The sequence below is a fragment of the Nitratireductor aquimarinus genome (genome assembly GCF_017255295.1).
GTDB classification, from domain to species: Bacteria; Pseudomonadota; Alphaproteobacteria; order Rhizobiales; family Rhizobiaceae; genus Nitratireductor; species Nitratireductor aquimarinus.
This window is the reverse complement of sequence record NZ_JAFKDE010000002.1, coordinates 829,853-847,314: the sequence shown is the minus strand read 5'-3', so window position 1 is coordinate 847,314 and position 17,462 is coordinate 829,853. Positions and strand designations below refer to the sequence as shown.

Sequence of the window (17,462 nt, the reverse complement as noted above, 5' to 3'; positions counted from 1 at the left end):
CAATCATGACCTTGCGGGGGCATCCTAACTGCCAAAGGAGTAGGGGTGACAATGCCAATCACGTTGCTTGACGGAATTCTTGTCGGCTTCACGCTTGTTTCGGCCATGCTGGCCATGGTGCGCGGTTTCTCGCGCGAAGTGCTGTCCATCGCCTCCTGGGTTGCGGCAGCCATCGCGGCTTACTACCTGCATCCGCTGGTTTTGCCCTATGTGGCGCCCTATATCAGCAACGAGATGCTGGCGCTCGCGGTTGCGGCTGCGGCGGTGTTTTTCGTGGCGCTGATCGTGGTGACGATCATCACGATGAAGATCGCGGACTTCATCATCGATTCGCGCATCGGCGCGCTCGATCGCACGCTCGGCTTTCTCTATGGCGCCGCACGCGGTATCCTGGTGGTTGCCGTGGCGCTTCTGTTCCTCAACTGGCTGATGGGTGCAAACCCGCCGGAATGGGTTACGGAAGCAAAGTCCCGTCCCCTGCTGGACGGTGTGGGCCAGTGGATTCAGAGCCTGCTTCCGGACGATCCGGACAACTCGGTTTTCGATCGCCTGTCCAACGGTGTGTCCGGCGAAGGTGAAACCGCTAACTGACGGTCACGGGCCGTCTGTGTCACAATGAAAGGGCGGCCAGAAATGGCATTGGAAGACAATTTGCCTCTCGCAGGCGAAGCGGACGACCATTTTCACGACGAATGCGGCGTGTTCGGCATTTTCGGTCGCAGTGATGCGGCCGCGATCGTCACGCTTGGCCTGCATGCCTTGCAGCATCGCGGTCAGGAAGCGGCGGGTATCGTCTCCTTCGACGGCACCCAGTTCCACGTCGAACGCCATATCGGCCTGATCGGCGACACGTTCACGAAACAGTCCGTGCTCGACCGGCTGCATGGCAGCCGCGCCATCGGGCACACCCGTTACGCGACGACCGGCGGTTCGGGCCTGCGCAACGTGCAGCCCTTCTTCGCCGAGCTCTCCGATGGCGGCCTTGCCGTTGCCCATAACGGCAACATCACCAACGCCATGACCGTGCAGCGCAAGCTGCAGAAGGAAGGCTCGATCTTCTCGTCCACATCGGACACGGAGACCGTTCTTCACCTCGTCGCCACCAGCAAGGAGCAGGACATCAATGCCCGCTTCATCGATGCGGTGCAGCAGATCGAGGGCGCCTTCTCCATCGTCGCGCTGACCTCCAAGAAGATGATCGGCTGCCGCGATCCGCTGGGCATCCGCCCGCTGGTTCTGGGCGATCTCGACGGGGCCTACATTCTGGCCTCGGAGACCTGTGCGCTCGACATCATCGGCGCGCGCTTCGTGCGCGACGTGAAGCCCGGCGAAATGATCGTCGTGACCGAGAAGGGCGTGGAAAGCCACTTCCCCTTCGAGGTCAAGGAGAAGCCCCGCTTCTGCATCTTCGAATATGTCTACTTTGCGCGGCCCGACTCGCTTGTCGAGGGACGCAATGTCTATGAGGTGCGCAAGGAAATCGGTGCGGAGCTTGCCCGCGAGATGCCGGTGGATGCCGACATCGTTGTTCCGGTTCCCGATTCGGGAACGCCGGCGGCCATTGGCTACGCACAGGCGGCCAATCTGCCGTTCGAGCTGGGCATCATCCGCAACCACTATGTGGGCCGCACCTTCATCCAGCCGACCGATTCCATCCGCCATATGGGTGTGAAGCTGAAGCACAATGCGAACCGCCTCTGCATCGAAGGCAAGCGCGTGGTGCTGGTGGATGACTCCATCGTGCGCGGCACCACCAGCCAGAAGATCGTGCAGATGGTGCGCGACGCCGGCGCAGCCGAAGTGCATATGCGCATCGCCTCCCCGCCCACGCGCTCGCCCTGCTTCTATGGCGTCGACACGCCGGAAGCCTCAAAACTCCTCGCCTCGCGCATGTCGGTCGAGGAAATGGCCGACTTCATCCGTGTCGACTCGCTCGCCTTCCTGACCATTGACGGGCTTTACCGCGCCGTCGGCGAGGCAGCGCGCAACGCCGAGCAGCCGCAATATTGCGACGCCTGCTTCACCAAGGACTATCCGACGCGGTTGACCGATCACGACAGCACGGACAATGTGCGCACGCTTTCTCTCCTCGCAGCAGGCGGTCAATGACATACAAGAAACCTGATTTAAGCGGCCGGCTTGCGCTGGTCACCGGCGCTTCGCGCGGCATCGGCTATTTTCTCGCGAAGGAAATGGCGGCCTGCGGGGCTCATGTGATTGCCGTGGCCCGCACCGTGGGCGGCCTCGAAGAACTCGATGACGAGATCAAGGCGCAGGGCGGCGAAGCCACGCTCGTGCCTCTGGACCTGACGGACATGGCCGGCATCGACCGCATTGGCGGCGCGATCCACGAACGCTGGGGCAAGCTCGACATCATGGTCGCCAATGCCGGCATTCTGGGCGTCATCGCCCCGCTAGGCCATGTGGAGGCCAAGGTCTTCGAAAAGGTGATGAACATCAACGTCACCGCGACCTGGCGGCTTATCCGCTCCGTAGACCCGCTTCTGCGCGCCTCTGACGCGGGCCGTGCGATCATCATGTCTTCGGGTGCGGCACACTCCGCACGCGCGTTCTGGGGCCCCTATGCGGCTTCCAAGGCCGCCGTGGAGGCCATGGCGCGCTCCTGGGCGGATGAGACCAAGAACATGCCGCTGCGCATCAATGCGGTGAATCCGGGCGCAACCCGCACCGCCATGCGCGCACAGGCAATGCCGGGCGAAGATCCCGACACCCTGCCCCATCCTTCCGAGGTCGCGGCAAAGATCCTGCCGCTCGCCAGCCCCGAGCTGACCGAGACCGGCCTGATCTTCGACGTAAAGAAAAACGCCTTTACGCGCTACCAGATGCCGGAATGAGACATGGGCCGGTTGCCCTGCAGCCGGCCTTCGCGATTGACCTGCCAGCCCCTTTCGTTACCTTTCAACGCGGCAGCGGACGAAGACGCCGCGCCACGAGGGGCTACGGCAGGTTCCGCCGACGACCGGCGATGCAACCAGAACGTAGATCATAGTGCTGGCGCGCTCTCGCCAATCGGCCTGAGCCCCGGCGATTGGGAGACGCGGCATGATTCTGATCATAGAGCTTGTTCTGCTCATTGTTGCCCTGTGGGCGGCGATGGCAGCCATCGTTCAGTATCGACGCGGCGTCAGCTTCCACCAGGCGGCCCTGCACGCGCCGCTGAAGCTCCTTCTGCGCATCAGCGACCGCGGGGTCGATACGGCGCGCAAGGCGGATACTCCGGTGATCTATGTGGTGTGGCATCAGTCGAGCCTCGACCCGGCGGCCATGCTCGCTCTCCTGCCCGACGACACACTGCACATTCTGGATGAGTTTTCCGCAAAGTCTCCGTTTCTGGAGCCGTGGCGCGCGCTTGCCCGCACCATTGCCTTTAACGCACATCATGTGTTTGTGAGCCGGCGGCTGGTGCGCCGCCTGCGCGGCAATGGCCGCCTCGCCGTCTACATGCCCAACGACGTCAATCCCGACACCAAGACCTTCCGCCTGTTCCGCGCCGTAGCCCGCATCGCGCTGAAGGCCGAGGCCCGGGTGGTTCCCGTCTATATGGAACGGCGCGGGTTTGTGCCTGCGCGCCACGTGCGCACGCTGGAACCGATGACAATCGAGGAACTGATTGCGCGTTCGTCGCGCGAGAACATGCGTGCTTCCGAAGCCCTGTTTGAACGGATGATCGAAGTGCGCGGTGCGCCGGCGGCAGCAGCCGACGAGTGAGGGCCGAAGCCCCGCGCAAAACGCTCCAAAGGGACGTGAAATGCTCTGGGGCGGTTCAGCGCTTCACGGAACGCCTTCCCAACCGATCCCCCACCTTTCCGCACTTGGAGCGTTTCCGCTTTTCCTGGAATTGCTCTGAGCGGATGTCTGGCGAGCGCAAGGCCCGCCAGCCTTACGTCTCCTTGTCTTCTGCCTTGGCAGCGGCTTCCGCAGCCTTCTGCTCTTCCCGTTCGGCACGACGCGAATAGGCGCGCATGCTGAAGATGAGGAAGATCAGGTAGCAGCCGGCGGAAACCGTCAGCGTGAGCCAAGTATAGCTCGTCAGAAGCAGCACATAGAGCGCAAGTCCCAGAATCAGCGGCAGCACATATTCACGCGGGACGCGGCTGCCGGAGCTTTTTCCGGAATAGACCGGCAGGCGGCTGACGAGCAGGAAGCCGATCAGCACCGTGTAGGCAGAGGCTGCAAGCGCCATGGTCATGTCCGGCGCGATGCCGAGAAAGCCCAGATAAACGGGTAACAGAACCAGTGCCGCCCCGGCCGGAGCCGGCACGCCGACGAAATAGTCCGTGTGCCATGCAGGACGGTTCGGATCATCCAGCATCACGTTGAAGCGGGCAAGACGCAGGCAGCACGCGATGGCGAAGAGCAGCGCCGCAATCCAGCCGAGCGCGCCCGCCTGATCCAGCACATAGGCATAAAGCACCAGCGGCGGCGCAACACCGAAATTGACGATGTCGGCCAGCGAATCCATCTGCGCGCCGAAATTGGACGACGCCTTGAGCATGCGCGCAACACGCCCGTCCACAGCGTCCAGAAACGCGGCGATGAGGACCATCACAACGGCGATCTCGACCCGCCCCTCAAAGGCGAGCCGGATGCCCGAAAGCCCTGCGCAGATGGCCAGAACGGTAATCACGTTCGGCACCAGCATGCGCAGTGGAATTTCACTCAGCTTCGGCCCGCCCCCGCCGTGCGGCTCAAATGGTGGAAAGGGCCCGGCCATCAGGAAACCCGCACGATGGGCTGTTTCAATTCGCTGTCGAACGCTGCAAGAACGGTCTCGCCGCCAACGGAGGTCTGGCCGATGGCGACGCGCGGAACGGCTCCTGCCGGCAGATAGACATCAACGCGTGACCCGAAGCGGATCAGGCCGAAGCGCTCCCCCACGGCGATCTCGCCCGGCGCTTCCGCCCAGCACACGATGCGCCGCGCCACGAGACCGGCAATCTGCACCACCGGGATCGGGCCATGCGGGCTTTCGATCACGAGGCCATTGCGCTCGTTCTCGGCGCTGGCCTTGTCGAGCTCGGCATTGAGGAAGCGGCCCGGCCGATGCTCGATCAGCGAGATGCGGCCGCGCACCGGCGCGCGGTTGATGTGGCAGGAAAAGACATTCATGAAGACGGAGATGCGGGTCATCTCCCCTTCGCCCATGCCGAGTTCGGCGGGCGGAACGGCGGGGCCGACAAAGGAAATGACGCCATCGGCGGGCGCGATGACCAGGTCGTCGTCGACGGGCGTTACGCGCTCGGGGTCACGATAGAAATACACGCACCAGGCGGTCAGGATCAGGCCGATCCAGAACAGCGGTTCCCAGATAAAGCCGAGAATGATGGTGGCGCCGGCAAAGGCCGCGATAAAGGGATACCCCTCCCGGTGTATCGGCACGAAGGTTTTGCGGATCGTGTCAACAAGGCTCATGAAAGGCCACTTTCAAATCGAATGAAGTAGCGGCCTTCGTAACGGAATCCGGGTTGTCCCGCAACGCGTTAGAGCATCGGACCGAAAAGTGGAAACCGGTTTTCGGTTAATCCGATGCTCCATCAATAATTTAGATCGTCCTTTGTGCGTCCGAACTGACGCACGGCGATCTGGCCTGATCAGCGGTTGGTTTCCAACACCTGCATGTGCAATGCGAGGGCAATGAAGGCAAATGTCGGAACCAGTATATCCGCCGACAAGTTCTTGTTTCGGATGATTTTCCGGGTCCGACATCCAGTCGAACCCGAAACAATCCACCGGTCCGTCAGTAGGCAGGCTCGCGGCGCACGACCACGCCCATCTCGTCCGTTTCGCGCGCCTTGCGCAGGGCCTCTTCGGCTTCCGTGGCCTCGCGCTGACGGTTCCACATCTCGGCATAGAGACCGCCCGCATCAAGCAGTGCGAGATGGCGGCCGCGTTCGGCGATTTCGCCGCCCTTGAGCACGATGATCTCGTCGGCATTGATGACGGTGGACAGGCGGTGCGCGATGACCAGCGTGGTGCGCCCACGGCTGACCGTGTCGAGCGCGGCCTGGATTTCCTGCTCCGTATGCGTGTCGAGCGCAGAGGTCGCCTCATCGAGCAGCAGAATGGGCGGGGCCTTGAGGATGGTGCGCGCAATCGCGACGCGCTGCTTCTCGCCGCCCGAGAGCTTCAGCCCGCGCTCACCGACCATCGTGTCATAGCCTTCCGGCAGGCTTTCAATGAAAGCCCCGATCTGCGCCATCTCGGCAGCCTTGCGCACCTCTTCGTCCGTGGCGTCTGGCCGGCCATACCGGATGTTGTAGGCGATCGTGTCGTTGAACAGGACCGTGTCCTGCGGAACCATGCCGATGGCCGCACGCAGGCTCTTCTGCGTCACATCCTTGACGTTCTGACCATCAATGGTGATCTCGCCGCTCTGCGCGTCATAGAAGCGGAAAAGAAGGCGCGAGATGGTCGACTTTCCGGCGCCCGAGGGCCCGACAACGGCAACGGTGTTGCCAGCCGGGATCTCGAAATCGACGCCCTTGAGGATCGGACGCTCGGGATCGTAGGAAAAGCGCACATCGTGGAAACGGACCGTGCCCTGATCGACCTCGAGCGGCCTTGCATCCGGCTTGTCGGTCACTTCCGCGCTCACATCGAGCAGGTCGAACATCTGCTCGATGTCGGTCAGGCCCTGACGGATTTCGCGATAGACGAAGCCGATGAAGTTAAGCGGGATGGAGAGCTGCATCAGCATGGCGTTGATGAAGACGAAATCGCCCACGGTCTGCGTACCCTGCATCACCTCATAGGCAGAAAGCCCCATGGCCGCCGTCATGCCGAGCCCCAGAATGACGCCCTGCCCGAAGTTCAGCCAGCCAAGCGAGGTCCAGGTGCGGGTCGCCGCATCCTCATAACGCTCCATGGAACGGTCGAAGCGGCGGGCCTCCATGGCCTCATTGTTGAAATATTTGACGGTCTCGAAGTTGAGCAGCGAGTCGATTGCCTTGGTGTTGGCTTCCGTGTCGGAATCGTTCATCTGCCGGCGAATGCCGATCCGCCAGTCGCTTGCCTTCACCGTGAACCAGGTGTAGAGCCAGACGGTGACAGCGACGATTGCCACGTAGATCCAGCCATAGGCGAAGGCGAAGATGCCCGCCGCCAGCACGAATTCCAGCAGCGTCGGGATCGTGTTCAGGATCGTGAAGCGGACAATCGTGTCGATGCCCTTGGTGCCGCGCTCGATGATGCGCGACAGGCCGCCCGTGCGGCGCTCCAGATGAAAGCGCAGCGAGAGATTGTGCATGTGCACGAAGGTGCGGTGGGCAAGCTGCCGGACAGCATGCTGCCCGACACGTGCAAACAGCGCATCGCGCAGCTGGTTGAAGCCAAGCTGGACAACCCGCACCACGTTATAGGCAACGACCAGCATGATCGGCCCGGCCAGCATGGCCGGCAGGAAAGCCGGCGCTGTGCCCTCGCCCGACAGCGTGTTGGTCGCCCATTTGTAGAAATAAGGCACGAAAACCAGGATGATCTTCGCCAGCACCAGGAAGAAGGCCGCGATCACCACGCGCCGTTTCAGATCCGCCCGGTCGCTCGGCCACATATAGGGCCAGAGATTGCGCAATGTCTCGAGGGTGGAGCCTTCCGCGGATACGGTCTTATTGCTCATTCGCTTCGGCCTCCAGCCGTAACTTCTTGTTTTCTTTCGCGTCGACGCAGGTTTGCGTCAACAGCGACAAAGCTTCGGAAAGGCTGGCAAGCGCTTCGGTATCGACCTCATAGCGGGAGCTCTGACGCTCCGGTCGCACCTGCACCAGCCCCGCCTCCACCAGCACCTTCAGATGCTGGGAAACCGTGGACTGGGCGAGATCCAGATGCTGCACCACTTCCTTGCAGCAGCAGGCGTCAAACCCCGACAGGTGTTTGAGGATCTTGATCCGCGCAGGGTGAGACAGGGCATTGAAGCCCTGCACCAGCTTCTGGTGCGGGCAACATTCATCCGACAGGGCGCGTGCCATGGCAAACCTTTCATCGTTAATCGGCGATATACGATGAAAGCCTGCCATTCTTCAAGGGCTACGCGGATTTTCCTTTTGGCTAACCCGGATTTTCCGGCGTGACCATGCGCTCTTCGATGGCCTTCATGTCGGCCGGCTCGCCTTCCTGCGTGGTCTCGGGCACGGCGAAAACCTGCCCCGGCCAGATGCGGTCGGGATCCTCGATCTGGTCCTGATTTGCCAGATAAAGCGTCGTGTAGCGGATGCCCTGCCCGTAAACGCGCCGCGAAATGTGCCAGAGCGTGTCGCCACGACGAATGATCACGGAGCCATCCACAGGCGCGAGCTTGGGAGCGGTGGCTCCGTTCTCCGACGCGCTGTCGCCGGCAGATGCGACACCCTGCTGGCCCTGGGGCGTGCTTTCGCCCGCCCCGTCTGCCGCCTGACCATTGCCCTCGGGCAGACGCGCATCCTTGCCATTGCTTGCATCATTCAGCGTCGGGGCCTGCCCCTCCGGCTTCGCGACCGCTGCGATCTGCTCGCCTTCGGAGCGTGTGAAAGGCACGGCTGCGCGCCCGATCACGGTGCGGCCGTCATCCGACAGCATGTCGGCCCGGACGATATAGTCCCCGACCGGCAGTTCGCGCGTCGCCTCGATCAGGAAGCGCCCGTTGGGCGTGGCGACCGTCTCGCCGAGCAGGATCTGGTTTGCGTAGACGCGCAGCGTGCTTCCCGCCCGCGCCGCACCGGCGACGAACACCTCGCCACCGTCGATTTCAACCGCCTCGATGAAGGGGGACGTCGCGCTCTGCGCTTTCGGCGTCTGGGCCGGAGCCTCACCTGTTGCGGCCGGCTGCGCATCCTGGGCGCTGGCTGTCTCGACCGGCTCTTCGCCCGTCGCCTGAGTTTCAGCTGCGGGCTGCGTCGTATCCTGTCGTGCCGGTGCATTTGCTACCGGCGCACCGGCATCAGCAGCGGCAAGCTGTTCGCCCTCCCCCTGCCCGGACGCTGCTGCGGGAGCGGACGCCTGTGCAGTCTCCGCCTGCGGGGCCTTTGCTTCCGGCACGGTGATGAGGCGGCTTGGCGCGCCCGGCTTGTCCACCAGGGCAAGCACCTGACCGGTCTCGTCGTCGGGAACGGTCACGATGGCCGTTTCCAGCGAGGTCGCGACCACATTGTCCCCGGTCGTCGCGCGCAGCACGATCTGATAGTCGCCCGGCTCCAGCGGCTCGTCGAGAACCGCGGCGAAATCCCCTGAAGGGCCTGTTGTGGCAATGGCGAGAACGGAAGACCCGTTGATGATCTCGACCTGCGCATCGGGAGCGGCCCGCCCGGCAATCACCATGGAGCCATTCGGCTCGACACGGACGATGTCGAAGGACGGCGGCAAGACCTCTTCCGCCGGGCTCAGCGCGTCCGAAGCCTTCGCATCGTCTGCGCTCGCAGCTTCCTCAAGACGCGCTTCCTTGGTGTCGGCTGCGGCCCTGGCGTCATCAGGTTTTGCAGATGGTGTGGCTGGCGCAGCAGCATCGGGAGCCCCTGAAACGGCAGCCGGCGATGGCTCCGGCTTATCAAATGCGCCCAGAACATATGCTGCTCCGAGACCCGCAATGACGGCGCCGGAGACGAAGAGAAGCCCCTTGGAAGGTGTAAAGCCCATAATGCACGTTTTTCCGTTTATGACAGGCTGTAACGCTTTTTCACTCCGCCTACAAGAAAAAGCCCTTGCCCTCTTGACCACAACAGTAACCCAGACAAGCAATGGTTTCCATGAACACAATCGAGTCGGTATGCGTTTATTGCGGATCGAGCAATGGGCGCGATGAAAGTCATTTCCAGGCAGGCCTTACGCTGGGACGGGGGCTGGCGGATGCCGGCCTGCGGCTGGTTTACGGCGCAGGCACCAAGGGCATCATGGGCGCTGTCGCCCGTGGAACCATGGATGCCGGCGGCAAGGTCACCGGGATCATCCCCAAATTCCTGATCCGCCGCGAAGCCAATGAAGTTGAGCTGACGGAACTGGACGAGCTGATCGTCACCGAGGACATGCACCAGCGCAAGCACGGCATGTTCGAGCGCGCAGACGCCTTCGTGGCCCTGCCCGGCGGCATCGGCACGCTGGAGGAGATCGTCGAAATCATGACCTGGGCGCAGCTCGCCCGGCATGAAAAGCCGATGATCTTCGCCAATATCGGTGGTTTCTGGAACCCGCTTCTCACCCTGATCGAACACATGAAACAGGAAGGTTTCGTGCATTCGGATCATCGCGTGCGCCCCATTGTGGTGGACAGGGCCGAGGACATCGTCCCCGCGATCCTGAAAGCTGCGGCAACGCGCACAGCGGGCGACGAAGGCGACACGGCAACCATCGACAGGCTCTGACTGTCCACAATCATCAACGCTGTTCGTCCGGACTGTCACTGGCCCGAACTGTCACTGGAAGTTCAACGGATTGCAGTGCGTCTGTCACACAAGCCTGCTTCCATGAGGCTGCGCGGTGCATCGCTGATGCAGGCATCCATCGCCGGAGCGTCGTCCCGCAAAGCGCTCTCCGGCTCGTCCTGTCCCGCGCAAACGTCCCCAGGTCGACCCAACGCCCAAACGGCGGCCTGGTTTCCTGATGGAGCATCGGGGCAACCGAAAACCGGTACCCGCTTTTCGGTCCGATGTTTTAGCCGAAGATGCCCGCCGCACCCCTTCCGGCATCATCGGATTTTTTGCCGCCCTCAGGGGCGGCTATTTTTTTGCCTGCCGCGCCTCGCGCAGCATCGACCAGCTGTAGAGCGCGAGGGCTGCCCAGATGAGGGCGAAGGCAATCGCCTTCACACCGCCGAAGGGCTCCTTGAACACGAACACGGCAATCAGGAAAATCATGGTCGGCGCCGTGTACTGCATGATGCCGATGGTGGAATAGCGCAGAAGCTTCGCGCCGGAGGCAAACAGAATGAGCGGGATGGCCGTCACCGGGCCGCAGCCGATGAGAAGCAGCATGTCTGTGGGGCTTGCCGGGCCGAAATGCGCTTCGCCGGAAAAGGCGAGCCACCCCAGATAGCCGATTGCCGGCAGGGTGAGGATCAGAACTTCCAGAAAAAAGCCCTGACTGGGTCCGATCGGCAGCGTTTTGCGCAGGATCCCATAGGCAGCGAAGCTCAGGGCCAGGCTGAGCGAAACCCATGGCAGCCCGCCCGCATCGGTGGTGAGAACCACCACGGCCACCGCCGCCAGACACACCGCCGCGATCTGAAGGCGGTTCAGCCGCTCGCCGAGAAAGATGGCCGCCATGGCGATGCTGACCAGCGGATTGATGTAATAGCCAAGCGCCGTTTCGACCGCGCGGTCGGTGGCGATGGCCCAGACATAAATGCCCCAGTTGCACGAGATGATCGCCGCCGTGAGCGCTGCCATCATGAGGGTGCGCGGCGAGCGAAGCGCCTCTCGCACATCGCTGGTGCGCCCCAGAACAAGCAGGATCACCGCCGCCACCGGCAGCGACCACAGAACACGGTGCGCAACCACTTCCGTTGCCGGGATATGCGCGACCAGCTTCATGTAGAGCGGTAGAAAGCCCCACATGGCATAGGCCGACATCGCGAAAACAAATCCGCGCAGCGCATCATTGCGGCTCTCATCGAGCGGCTTACCGGCAATCTCAGACATCAGTGTTCCACGAAACAACGGCCGAAGCCCTGGACGGGCATCCTGTCACAGCAGGCGCGCCCGTCGCTATTTCATTTTATTGGTCCAGCTTTGCGTCAGGAGAAATCAGGCAGCGTCGACAGCCGCCTCTCCGTCGCTGTCCCGGTTCTTGACCAGCTTGTAGATGATGGAGTCCATCAGCGCCTGAAACGAAGCGTCGATGATGTTGTCGGACACGCCAACCGTCCACCAGCGGGCGCCGCTGCCATCGAAGGATTCGATCAGAACGCGCGTGATTGCTTCCGTGCCGCCGTTTAGAATACGCACCTTGTAATCGGCCAGCGCCAGATCGGAAATCTCGCTCTGATATTTTCCGAGATCCTTGCGCAGCGCGATATCGAGCGCGTTGACCGGGCCATGCCCTTCGGCAACCGACATCAGCGTCTCACCATCCACGGTCACCCGCACCACGGCTTCCGACACGGTTTTCAGGTCGCCATTGGCGTCAAACCGGCGCTCCACCATGCAGCGAAAACCATCGACCTTGAAGAACTCCGGCACCCGGCCGAGCGTGCGCCGCGCAAGAAGCTCGAAACTCGCATCCGCGCCCTCATAGGCATAGCCCTGCGCCTCACGGTCCTTGACCAGCGAGATCAGCGTATCGAGGCGCGGATCGGCCTTGTCGACCGCAATGCCCCGACGCTTCAGCTCGGCGATGAAGTTTGATTTTCCGCCCTGATCGGAGACCATCACGCGGCGCGTGTTGCCGACGCTTTCCGGCGGCACGTGTTCATAGGTTTCCGGCTCTTTCAGCACGGCGGAGGCATGAATGCCGGCCTTGGTGGTGAAGGCCGATGCGCCCACATAGGGCGCCTGCTGCTCCGGCGCGCGGTTCAAAAGCTCGTCGAAACCATGCGCCAGCCGCGAAAGATCGGCGAGCTTTTCGGCCGGAATGCCGGTGGTGAACCGGTCGGCATAGGCAGGCTTGAGCGCAAGCGTCGGCAGAATGGTCACCAGATTGGCGTTGCCGCAGCGCTCGCCAATGCCGTTCAGCGTGCCCTGCACCTGCCTGACGCCGGCCTCGACTGCGGCGAGCGAATTCGCCACCGCCTGGCCCGTATCGTCATGCGCATGGATGCCCAGATGGTCGCCGGGAATGCCGGCCGCGATCACCGCCTGCACGATCTCCCGGATCTCAGCCGGCTGTGTGCCGCCATTGGTGTCGCACAGCACCACCCAGCGACAGCCCGCATCGTAAGCGGCTTTGGCGCAGGCAAGCGCATAATCCGGATTGGCCTTGTAGCCATCGAAGAAGTGTTCGCAGTCGAGCAGCGTTTCCTTGCCTTTGGCGACGGAGGCCTCGACCGATGCGGTGATCGATTCGAGGTTTTCCTCATTGGTGCAGCCCAGCGCCACGCGCACATGGTAATCCCAGCTCTTGGCGACGAAGCAGATCGCATCGCTCTGCGACTGCAAAAGCGCTGCAAGGCCCGGATCGTTGGACGCCGAGACGCCGGCGCGCTTCGTCATGCCGAAGGCGACGAATGCGGCATCCGAGGTGCGTTTCTTGGAAAAGAAGGCCGTGTCGGTCGGGTTTGCGCCCGGATAGCCGCCCTCCACATAATCGAAGCCGAAATCGTCGAGCAGCTTGGCCACGGCGATCTTGTCTTCGACCGAGAAATCCACGCCCGGCGTCTGCTGACCATCGCGCAGCGTGGTGTCGAAAAGGTAGATGCGTTCTTTGTCTGCCATGGTCATTTGCCTGCGAATTGGTCGGTTGCCCGGATCAGACGGTCGAGAATGCCCGGTTCGGAGAAGGCGTGCCCCGCGCCCTCGATCAGGTGGAACTCGGCATCGGGCCACGCCTTGTGGAGCTGCCAGGCATAGTGCGCCGGGCACGGCATGTCGTAACGCCCGTGAACGATGACGCCCGGAATACCGGCAAGCTTGTGCGCGTCGCGCAGCAGCTGGCCTTCCTCGAACCAGCCGCCATGAACGAAGAAATGGTTTTCAATCCGCGCAAAGGCGATGGCGAAATCATCATCGCCATGCTGCTCCGTCAGCGAGGGATCGGGCAGAAGGGTGATGGTCTCCCCTTCCCACAGGCTCCAGGCCTTGGCCGCTTCAAGCTGGACTGCACGATCCTCCGAGACGAGACGCTTGCGGTAGGCGGCCATCAGGTCGCCGCGCTCGGCCTGCGGGATCGGCGCAAGGAAGCGCTCCCACTTCTCTGGGAACATCTGCGACACGCCGAACTGGTAGTACCACTCGAGCTCGGCGCGGGTCAGCGTGTAGACGCCGCGCACGATGAGTTCCGACACCCGTTCGGGATGTGTCTCGGCATAGGCGAGCGCCAGCGTCGAGCCCCACGAACCGCCAAACACCTGCCATTTCTCAACGCCCATCATGGCGCGCAGCCGCTCGATGTCGGAGACGAGATGCCAGGTGGTGTTGGCCTCCAGTTCCGCATGCGGCAGGGAGCGGCCACAACCGCGCTGATCGAACAGCATCACGTCGTATTTTTCGGGATCGAAGGCCCGGCGATGCGTCGGCCCGCAGCCGCCCCCCGGTCCGCCATGCAGGAAGACCGCCGGCTTGGCGCCCCGCGTCCCCACACGCTCCCAGTAAATCGTATGGCCATCGCCCACATCCAGCATACCGCTGTCGAAGGGCTCGATCTCGGGATAAAGCGTGCGCAATTCAGTCATTTTCTTTGTCTTTCCGCCCGTTTGCGGGCAACGGCCATTCTTCCGTGTCGTGGTCGGGATGCTGATGGGAAACGAGCCCCCGCAGAAGCTCTGCGGCCTCCTCGTCATCGTCCGATGTGTATGCCGGCAGCGCCGATATGCCGTCCGTGTATGGCAGCTTGTTCTCCACGCCCCACTGCACCACCGGAGCGATATCCCCGGGCTGGTCGAAGGCGGCAATGGTGATCGCGACACCGTGCGGCGCTTCATAGGTAAGCGGGGTGCCGCAATCAGCGCAGAAGCCGCGCCGGACATGGGAGGAAGACTGGAAGCGCTTCGGTTCACCGCGCGTCCAGCTCAGTTTTGCCCCGGTGACGGAGACCAGTGGGAGCATGATGTTTCCGCTGGCCTTCTGGCACATGCGGCAGTGGCACACCGATGCTTCGCCCAGCGCGCCTTCGGCATGGAAACGAACCGCACCGCACTGGCAACCGCCGGAATAGACGGGCTTGTTGTCGAGGCTCATTTCCGCTCCCTCCCCTTTACCGCTCCATCTGCTTGTTTCTCCGCATTTATGCGGACGTCAGGTGATCTCACCTGACTGCAAAATGCTCTATACTGGCCTGTGACAGACGGCTTCCACATTGTTGCCGTCGGGATCGAACACGAAGGCCCCGTAATAATCGGGGTGGTAATGCGGTCTGGGGCCCGGAGCGCCATTGTCACGACCGCCGGCTTCCAGCGCCGCCCTGTAAAACGCATCCACCTCGTCGCGCGTATTGGCGGTGAAGGCGATGTGTTTTGGCTCGCTCGCCGGCGCGCCTTCGCTCAGCCAGTAGACCGGCCGGTCGCGGCCATATCCGCCCACTTTCACGCCATCAGTATGTTCCGGCGGCACCATCATGAGCAGCGATGCGCCGAGCGGCGCCATTGCCTTGTCGTAAAACGCTTTCGCGCGGTCGAAATCCGCCGTGCGTATGCCGATATGATCGATCACCGTTTCACCTCCCACTTCGTGCGACGCTCGCCGCTCTCAGGATCCTTGTAGTCCATCAGCTGGACGCCCTGCGCCGTAAGTTCATCGCGGATGCGGTCGGCTTCGGCGAAGTTCTTTTCGCGCAACTGCGTGAGCCGCTCCTCGACGGCGGTCTCCACAGCGCCCGTATCGATGGACGCGTCTGACACCTTTGCGGCGAACCATTCGCTTTCCGTCTGCCCCAGCAGCCCGAGAAGGCCGGCGCTCGCCTTGAGCGCCTGCCGCGCCTCATCATTGCCTTTGGCCGCTTCGCTGCGCAATTCGTGCAGCGCCGCGATGGCGCCCGTCGTGCCAAGATCATCGCTGAGCGCGGCCACCATGTCGGCGCATCCAGCACCACCCGCCGCAACATCGCCAACGGCGCGGTACCAGCCATCGAGCACCGCTTCGGCCTCTTCCAGCTTGCGTACCGAAAAATCGATCGGCTCGCGATAATGGGTCATCAGCATGGCAAGCCGCAGCACTTCGCCCGGCCATGATCGACCGCCGAACACTTCCGTCTCCAGAAGCTGGTTGATGGTGACGAAATTGCCTTCCGACTTGGACATCTTGCGCCCCTCCACCTGGAGGAAGCCATTGTGCATCCAGTAGCGCGCCATGACATCGCGGCCATGGGCGCAGCACGATTGCGCAATCTCGTTTTCATGGTGCGGGAAAATCAGGTCGAGGCCACCGCCGTGAATGTCGAACTCCTCGCCCAGATAGGCCGCCGACATGGCCGAGCACTCGATGTGCCAGCCGGGCCGGCCACGGATCGTCACCGCCTCGCCATCGATGGTGAACTGCGCGTCCCAGCCCGGCTCATCCGCAGAGGACTGCTTCCAGAGCACAAAGTCAGCCGGGTTCTTCTTGTGCGCCTCGACGGCGATGCGCGCGCCGGCCTGCTGGTCTTCCAGCTTGCGCTTGGAAAGCCCGCCATAAGCCGGCATGGAGGCCGTGTCGAAAAGGATTTCCCCATTCGCTTCATAGGCATGGCCGCGATCCATGAGAGTTTGAATCAGGCTCGCCATGTCGGTCAGCCCGTCGGCGCGGGGCAGAACGAACTCGGTTGCCCGCGGCTCGATTGTCGGCCTCAGGCAGCCAAGGGCCGCCACATCGGCGTGATACTGGTCGGCCGTTTTCTGCGTGACTTCGCGGATCGCCTCATTGAGCGGCAGATCGGGATAGTCGCGCCGGGCGCGTGCGTTGATCTTGTCATCCACGTCGGTGATGTTGCGCACATAGGTGACGTGATCCTCGCCATAAAGATGGCGCAGGAGCCGGAACAGGATGTCGAAGACAATGGCCGGACGCGCATTGCCGATATGCGCATAGTCATAGACCGTCGGCCCGCACACATACATGCGCACCCTGTCCGCATCGATGGGGACGAAGTCCTCTTTGGCCCGCGTCAGCGTGTTGTAGACCCTGAGGCCCTTGAAACCGTTCGTCATCCTCGCCTTCCGTTTTCAACCCATCGTCGCGCCGGTGCGGTTCTGCACTGCGGGCACGGCTCACTCCGGCCGTCTGGCCTGGGCGTTTTTCTCGTCGGGAAAGGAGGGCGAAAACGTCCGGACCAGCGGTTTGGCGCTAGCCGATAATGCAAATGCCGATAATGGCGCACAGCGTTTTCATAGGCGTTCTTATCGCCGCCGGCAGCAAATGCGTCAAGACTAAAAGCTGAAAGCCAAAAGGCTGGGGATGAGAAGCAAAGCCGACTTTGCGGCCCTAAAGAGGTATTGCAAGCACAGGGCCATTGTGAAGGAATTGTTAAGGCTGATGCGGCAATTTTAAAGATGCTTCTTCCGGCTGGGCGATCTGTCAAGATTTTGTCGGATTCGGTCCCCATCTGCTCGGAAGGGACGACAACGCGGAATCAAGGAAGAGTTATGCCCCGCGATATGAACAAGCCAGCAGAGTATACCGCCGAACAGGACAAGCTTCTGCTTAGCCAGTATCATGCGGTTGGTCCGGCAGCGATCAATGCCGCTCTGCAGTGCAAGTCTGAAAAGCCTGCACCGGCACCCCGTCAGCACCCCTACGACACGCAGACCGACTGAGGTTTTGTTCCGGCGACAGCCGGAGCGTGTGGCAAGGGGCAGCGCAATCTCCGAACACCGTGAGAACGGTGGTGAGGATGGTGTGTAGCGCGTTTTGACC

The 17,462-nt window shown here is 62.4% G+C and carries 17 protein-coding genes; 6 read left to right on the top strand and 11 right to left on the bottom strand.

Going from position 1 to position 17,462, the window contains the following annotated elements; translation table 11 throughout:
* Positions 1-51 precede the first annotated feature (51 nt).
* The 4 genes from JYP46_RS04380 (at position 52) to JYP46_RS04365 (ending at position 3,729) form a co-directional block, all read left to right on the top strand.
* Positions 52-591: a CvpA family protein gene (locus JYP46_RS04380; RefSeq protein WP_113154699.1), complete on the top strand. Its 540-nt coding sequence runs from the start codon at positions 52-54 to the stop codon at positions 589-591.
* A 42-nt stretch (positions 592-633) separates the two neighbouring features.
* Entirely contained in the window at positions 634-2,109 is a 1,476-nt protein-coding gene (gene purF / locus JYP46_RS04375) for an amidophosphoribosyltransferase (RefSeq protein WP_206546631.1), read from the top strand.
* Entirely contained in the window at positions 2,106-2,855 is a 750-nt protein-coding gene (locus JYP46_RS04370; RefSeq protein ID WP_113154697.1) for an SDR family NAD(P)-dependent oxidoreductase, read from the top strand. Before purF ends, JYP46_RS04370 begins: the two co-directional genes overlap by 4 nt.
* Positions 2,856-3,063: 208 nt before the next feature.
* The gene (locus JYP46_RS04365) at positions 3,064-3,729 is read left to right on the top strand and encodes a 1-acyl-sn-glycerol-3-phosphate acyltransferase (RefSeq protein WP_206547372.1); all 666 of its coding nucleotides are present in this window, start codon (positions 3,064-3,066) and stop codon (positions 3,727-3,729) included.
* Positions 3,730-3,901: 172 nt separating this feature from the next.
* Here JYP46_RS04365 and JYP46_RS04360 read toward each other — a convergent pair whose 3' ends face one another.
* The 5 genes from JYP46_RS04360 to JYP46_RS04340 form a co-directional block, all read right to left on the bottom strand.
* Positions 3,902-4,735, bottom strand: coding sequence for a CDP-alcohol phosphatidyltransferase family protein (locus JYP46_RS04360; RefSeq protein WP_206546629.1), 834 nt, complete (start codon positions 4,733-4,735; stop codon positions 3,902-3,904).
* Positions 4,735-5,433 (bottom strand): phosphatidylserine decarboxylase, encoded by a 699-nt coding sequence (locus JYP46_RS04355; protein ID WP_206547371.1) that lies wholly within the window; start codon positions 5,431-5,433, stop codon positions 4,735-4,737. The genes JYP46_RS04360 and JYP46_RS04355 overlap by 1 nt, the downstream gene beginning before the upstream one ends.
* Before the next feature lie 325 nt (positions 5,434-5,758).
* Complete coding sequence (locus JYP46_RS04350; RefSeq protein ID WP_206547370.1) at positions 5,759-7,636, bottom strand: ABCB family ABC transporter ATP-binding protein/permease; 1,878 nt, start codon at positions 7,634-7,636, stop codon at positions 5,759-5,761.
* Positions 7,626-7,985: an ArsR/SmtB family transcription factor gene (locus JYP46_RS04345; RefSeq protein ID WP_113154692.1), complete on the bottom strand. Its 360-nt coding sequence runs from the start codon at positions 7,983-7,985 to the stop codon at positions 7,626-7,628. Before JYP46_RS04345 ends, JYP46_RS04350 begins: the two co-directional genes overlap by 11 nt.
* Positions 7,986-8,064: 79 nt before the next feature.
* The gene (locus tag JYP46_RS04340; RefSeq protein WP_206547369.1) at positions 8,065-9,624 is read right to left on the bottom strand and encodes a LysM peptidoglycan-binding domain-containing protein; all 1,560 of its coding nucleotides are present in this window, start codon (positions 9,622-9,624) and stop codon (positions 8,065-8,067) included.
* A gap of 110 nt (positions 9,625-9,734) precedes the next feature.
* Here JYP46_RS04340 and JYP46_RS04335 point away from each other — a divergent pair, with 110 nt between their 5' ends.
* On the top strand, positions 9,735-10,346 hold the full coding sequence (locus tag JYP46_RS04335; RefSeq protein ID WP_206546627.1) for an LOG family protein: 612 nt from the start codon (positions 9,735-9,737) through the stop codon (positions 10,344-10,346).
* A gap of 354 nt (positions 10,347-10,700) precedes the next feature.
* On the opposite strand, the gene rarD is transcribed toward JYP46_RS04335, so the two are convergent.
* The 6 genes from rarD to cysS all read right to left on the bottom strand — a co-directional run bounded on the left by rarD (position 10,701) and on the right by cysS (position 16,756).
* Positions 10,701-11,621 (bottom strand): EamA family transporter RarD, encoded by a 921-nt coding sequence (gene rarD / locus JYP46_RS04330; RefSeq protein WP_113154690.1) that lies wholly within the window; start codon positions 11,619-11,621, stop codon positions 10,701-10,703.
* 105 nt (positions 11,622-11,726) lie between these two features.
* Positions 11,727-13,358 (bottom strand): citramalate synthase, encoded by a 1,632-nt coding sequence (gene cimA / locus JYP46_RS04325; protein WP_206547368.1) that lies wholly within the window; start codon positions 13,356-13,358, stop codon positions 11,727-11,729.
* Positions 13,355-14,308, bottom strand: a complete 954-nt coding sequence (gene pip / locus JYP46_RS04320; protein WP_113154688.1) for a prolyl aminopeptidase — start codon at positions 14,306-14,308, stop codon at positions 13,355-13,357. The genes cimA and pip overlap by 4 nt, the downstream gene beginning before the upstream one ends.
* Positions 14,301-14,813, bottom strand: a complete 513-nt coding sequence (locus JYP46_RS04315) for a GFA family protein (protein ID WP_206547367.1) — start codon at positions 14,811-14,813, stop codon at positions 14,301-14,303. The genes pip and JYP46_RS04315 overlap by 8 nt, the downstream gene beginning before the upstream one ends.
* An 87-nt stretch (positions 14,814-14,900) precedes the next feature.
* Positions 14,901-15,284: a VOC family protein gene (locus tag JYP46_RS04310; protein ID WP_206547366.1), complete on the bottom strand. Its 384-nt coding sequence runs from the start codon at positions 15,282-15,284 to the stop codon at positions 14,901-14,903.
* Complete coding sequence (gene cysS, locus JYP46_RS04305; RefSeq protein WP_206547365.1) at positions 15,281-16,756, bottom strand: cysteine--tRNA ligase; 1,476 nt, start codon at positions 16,754-16,756, stop codon at positions 15,281-15,283. The genes JYP46_RS04310 and cysS overlap by 4 nt, the downstream gene beginning before the upstream one ends.
* A 447-nt stretch (positions 16,757-17,203) precedes the next feature.
* Here cysS and JYP46_RS04300 point away from each other — a divergent pair, with 447 nt between their 5' ends.
* Positions 17,204-17,362 carry a transcriptional regulator gene (locus JYP46_RS04300; protein ID WP_162742263.1) on the top strand — a complete coding sequence of 53 codons (159 nt, stop codon included), beginning with the start codon at positions 17,204-17,206 and terminating at the stop codon, positions 17,360-17,362.
* The last annotated feature ends 100 nt before the right edge of the window (positions 17,363-17,462 follow it).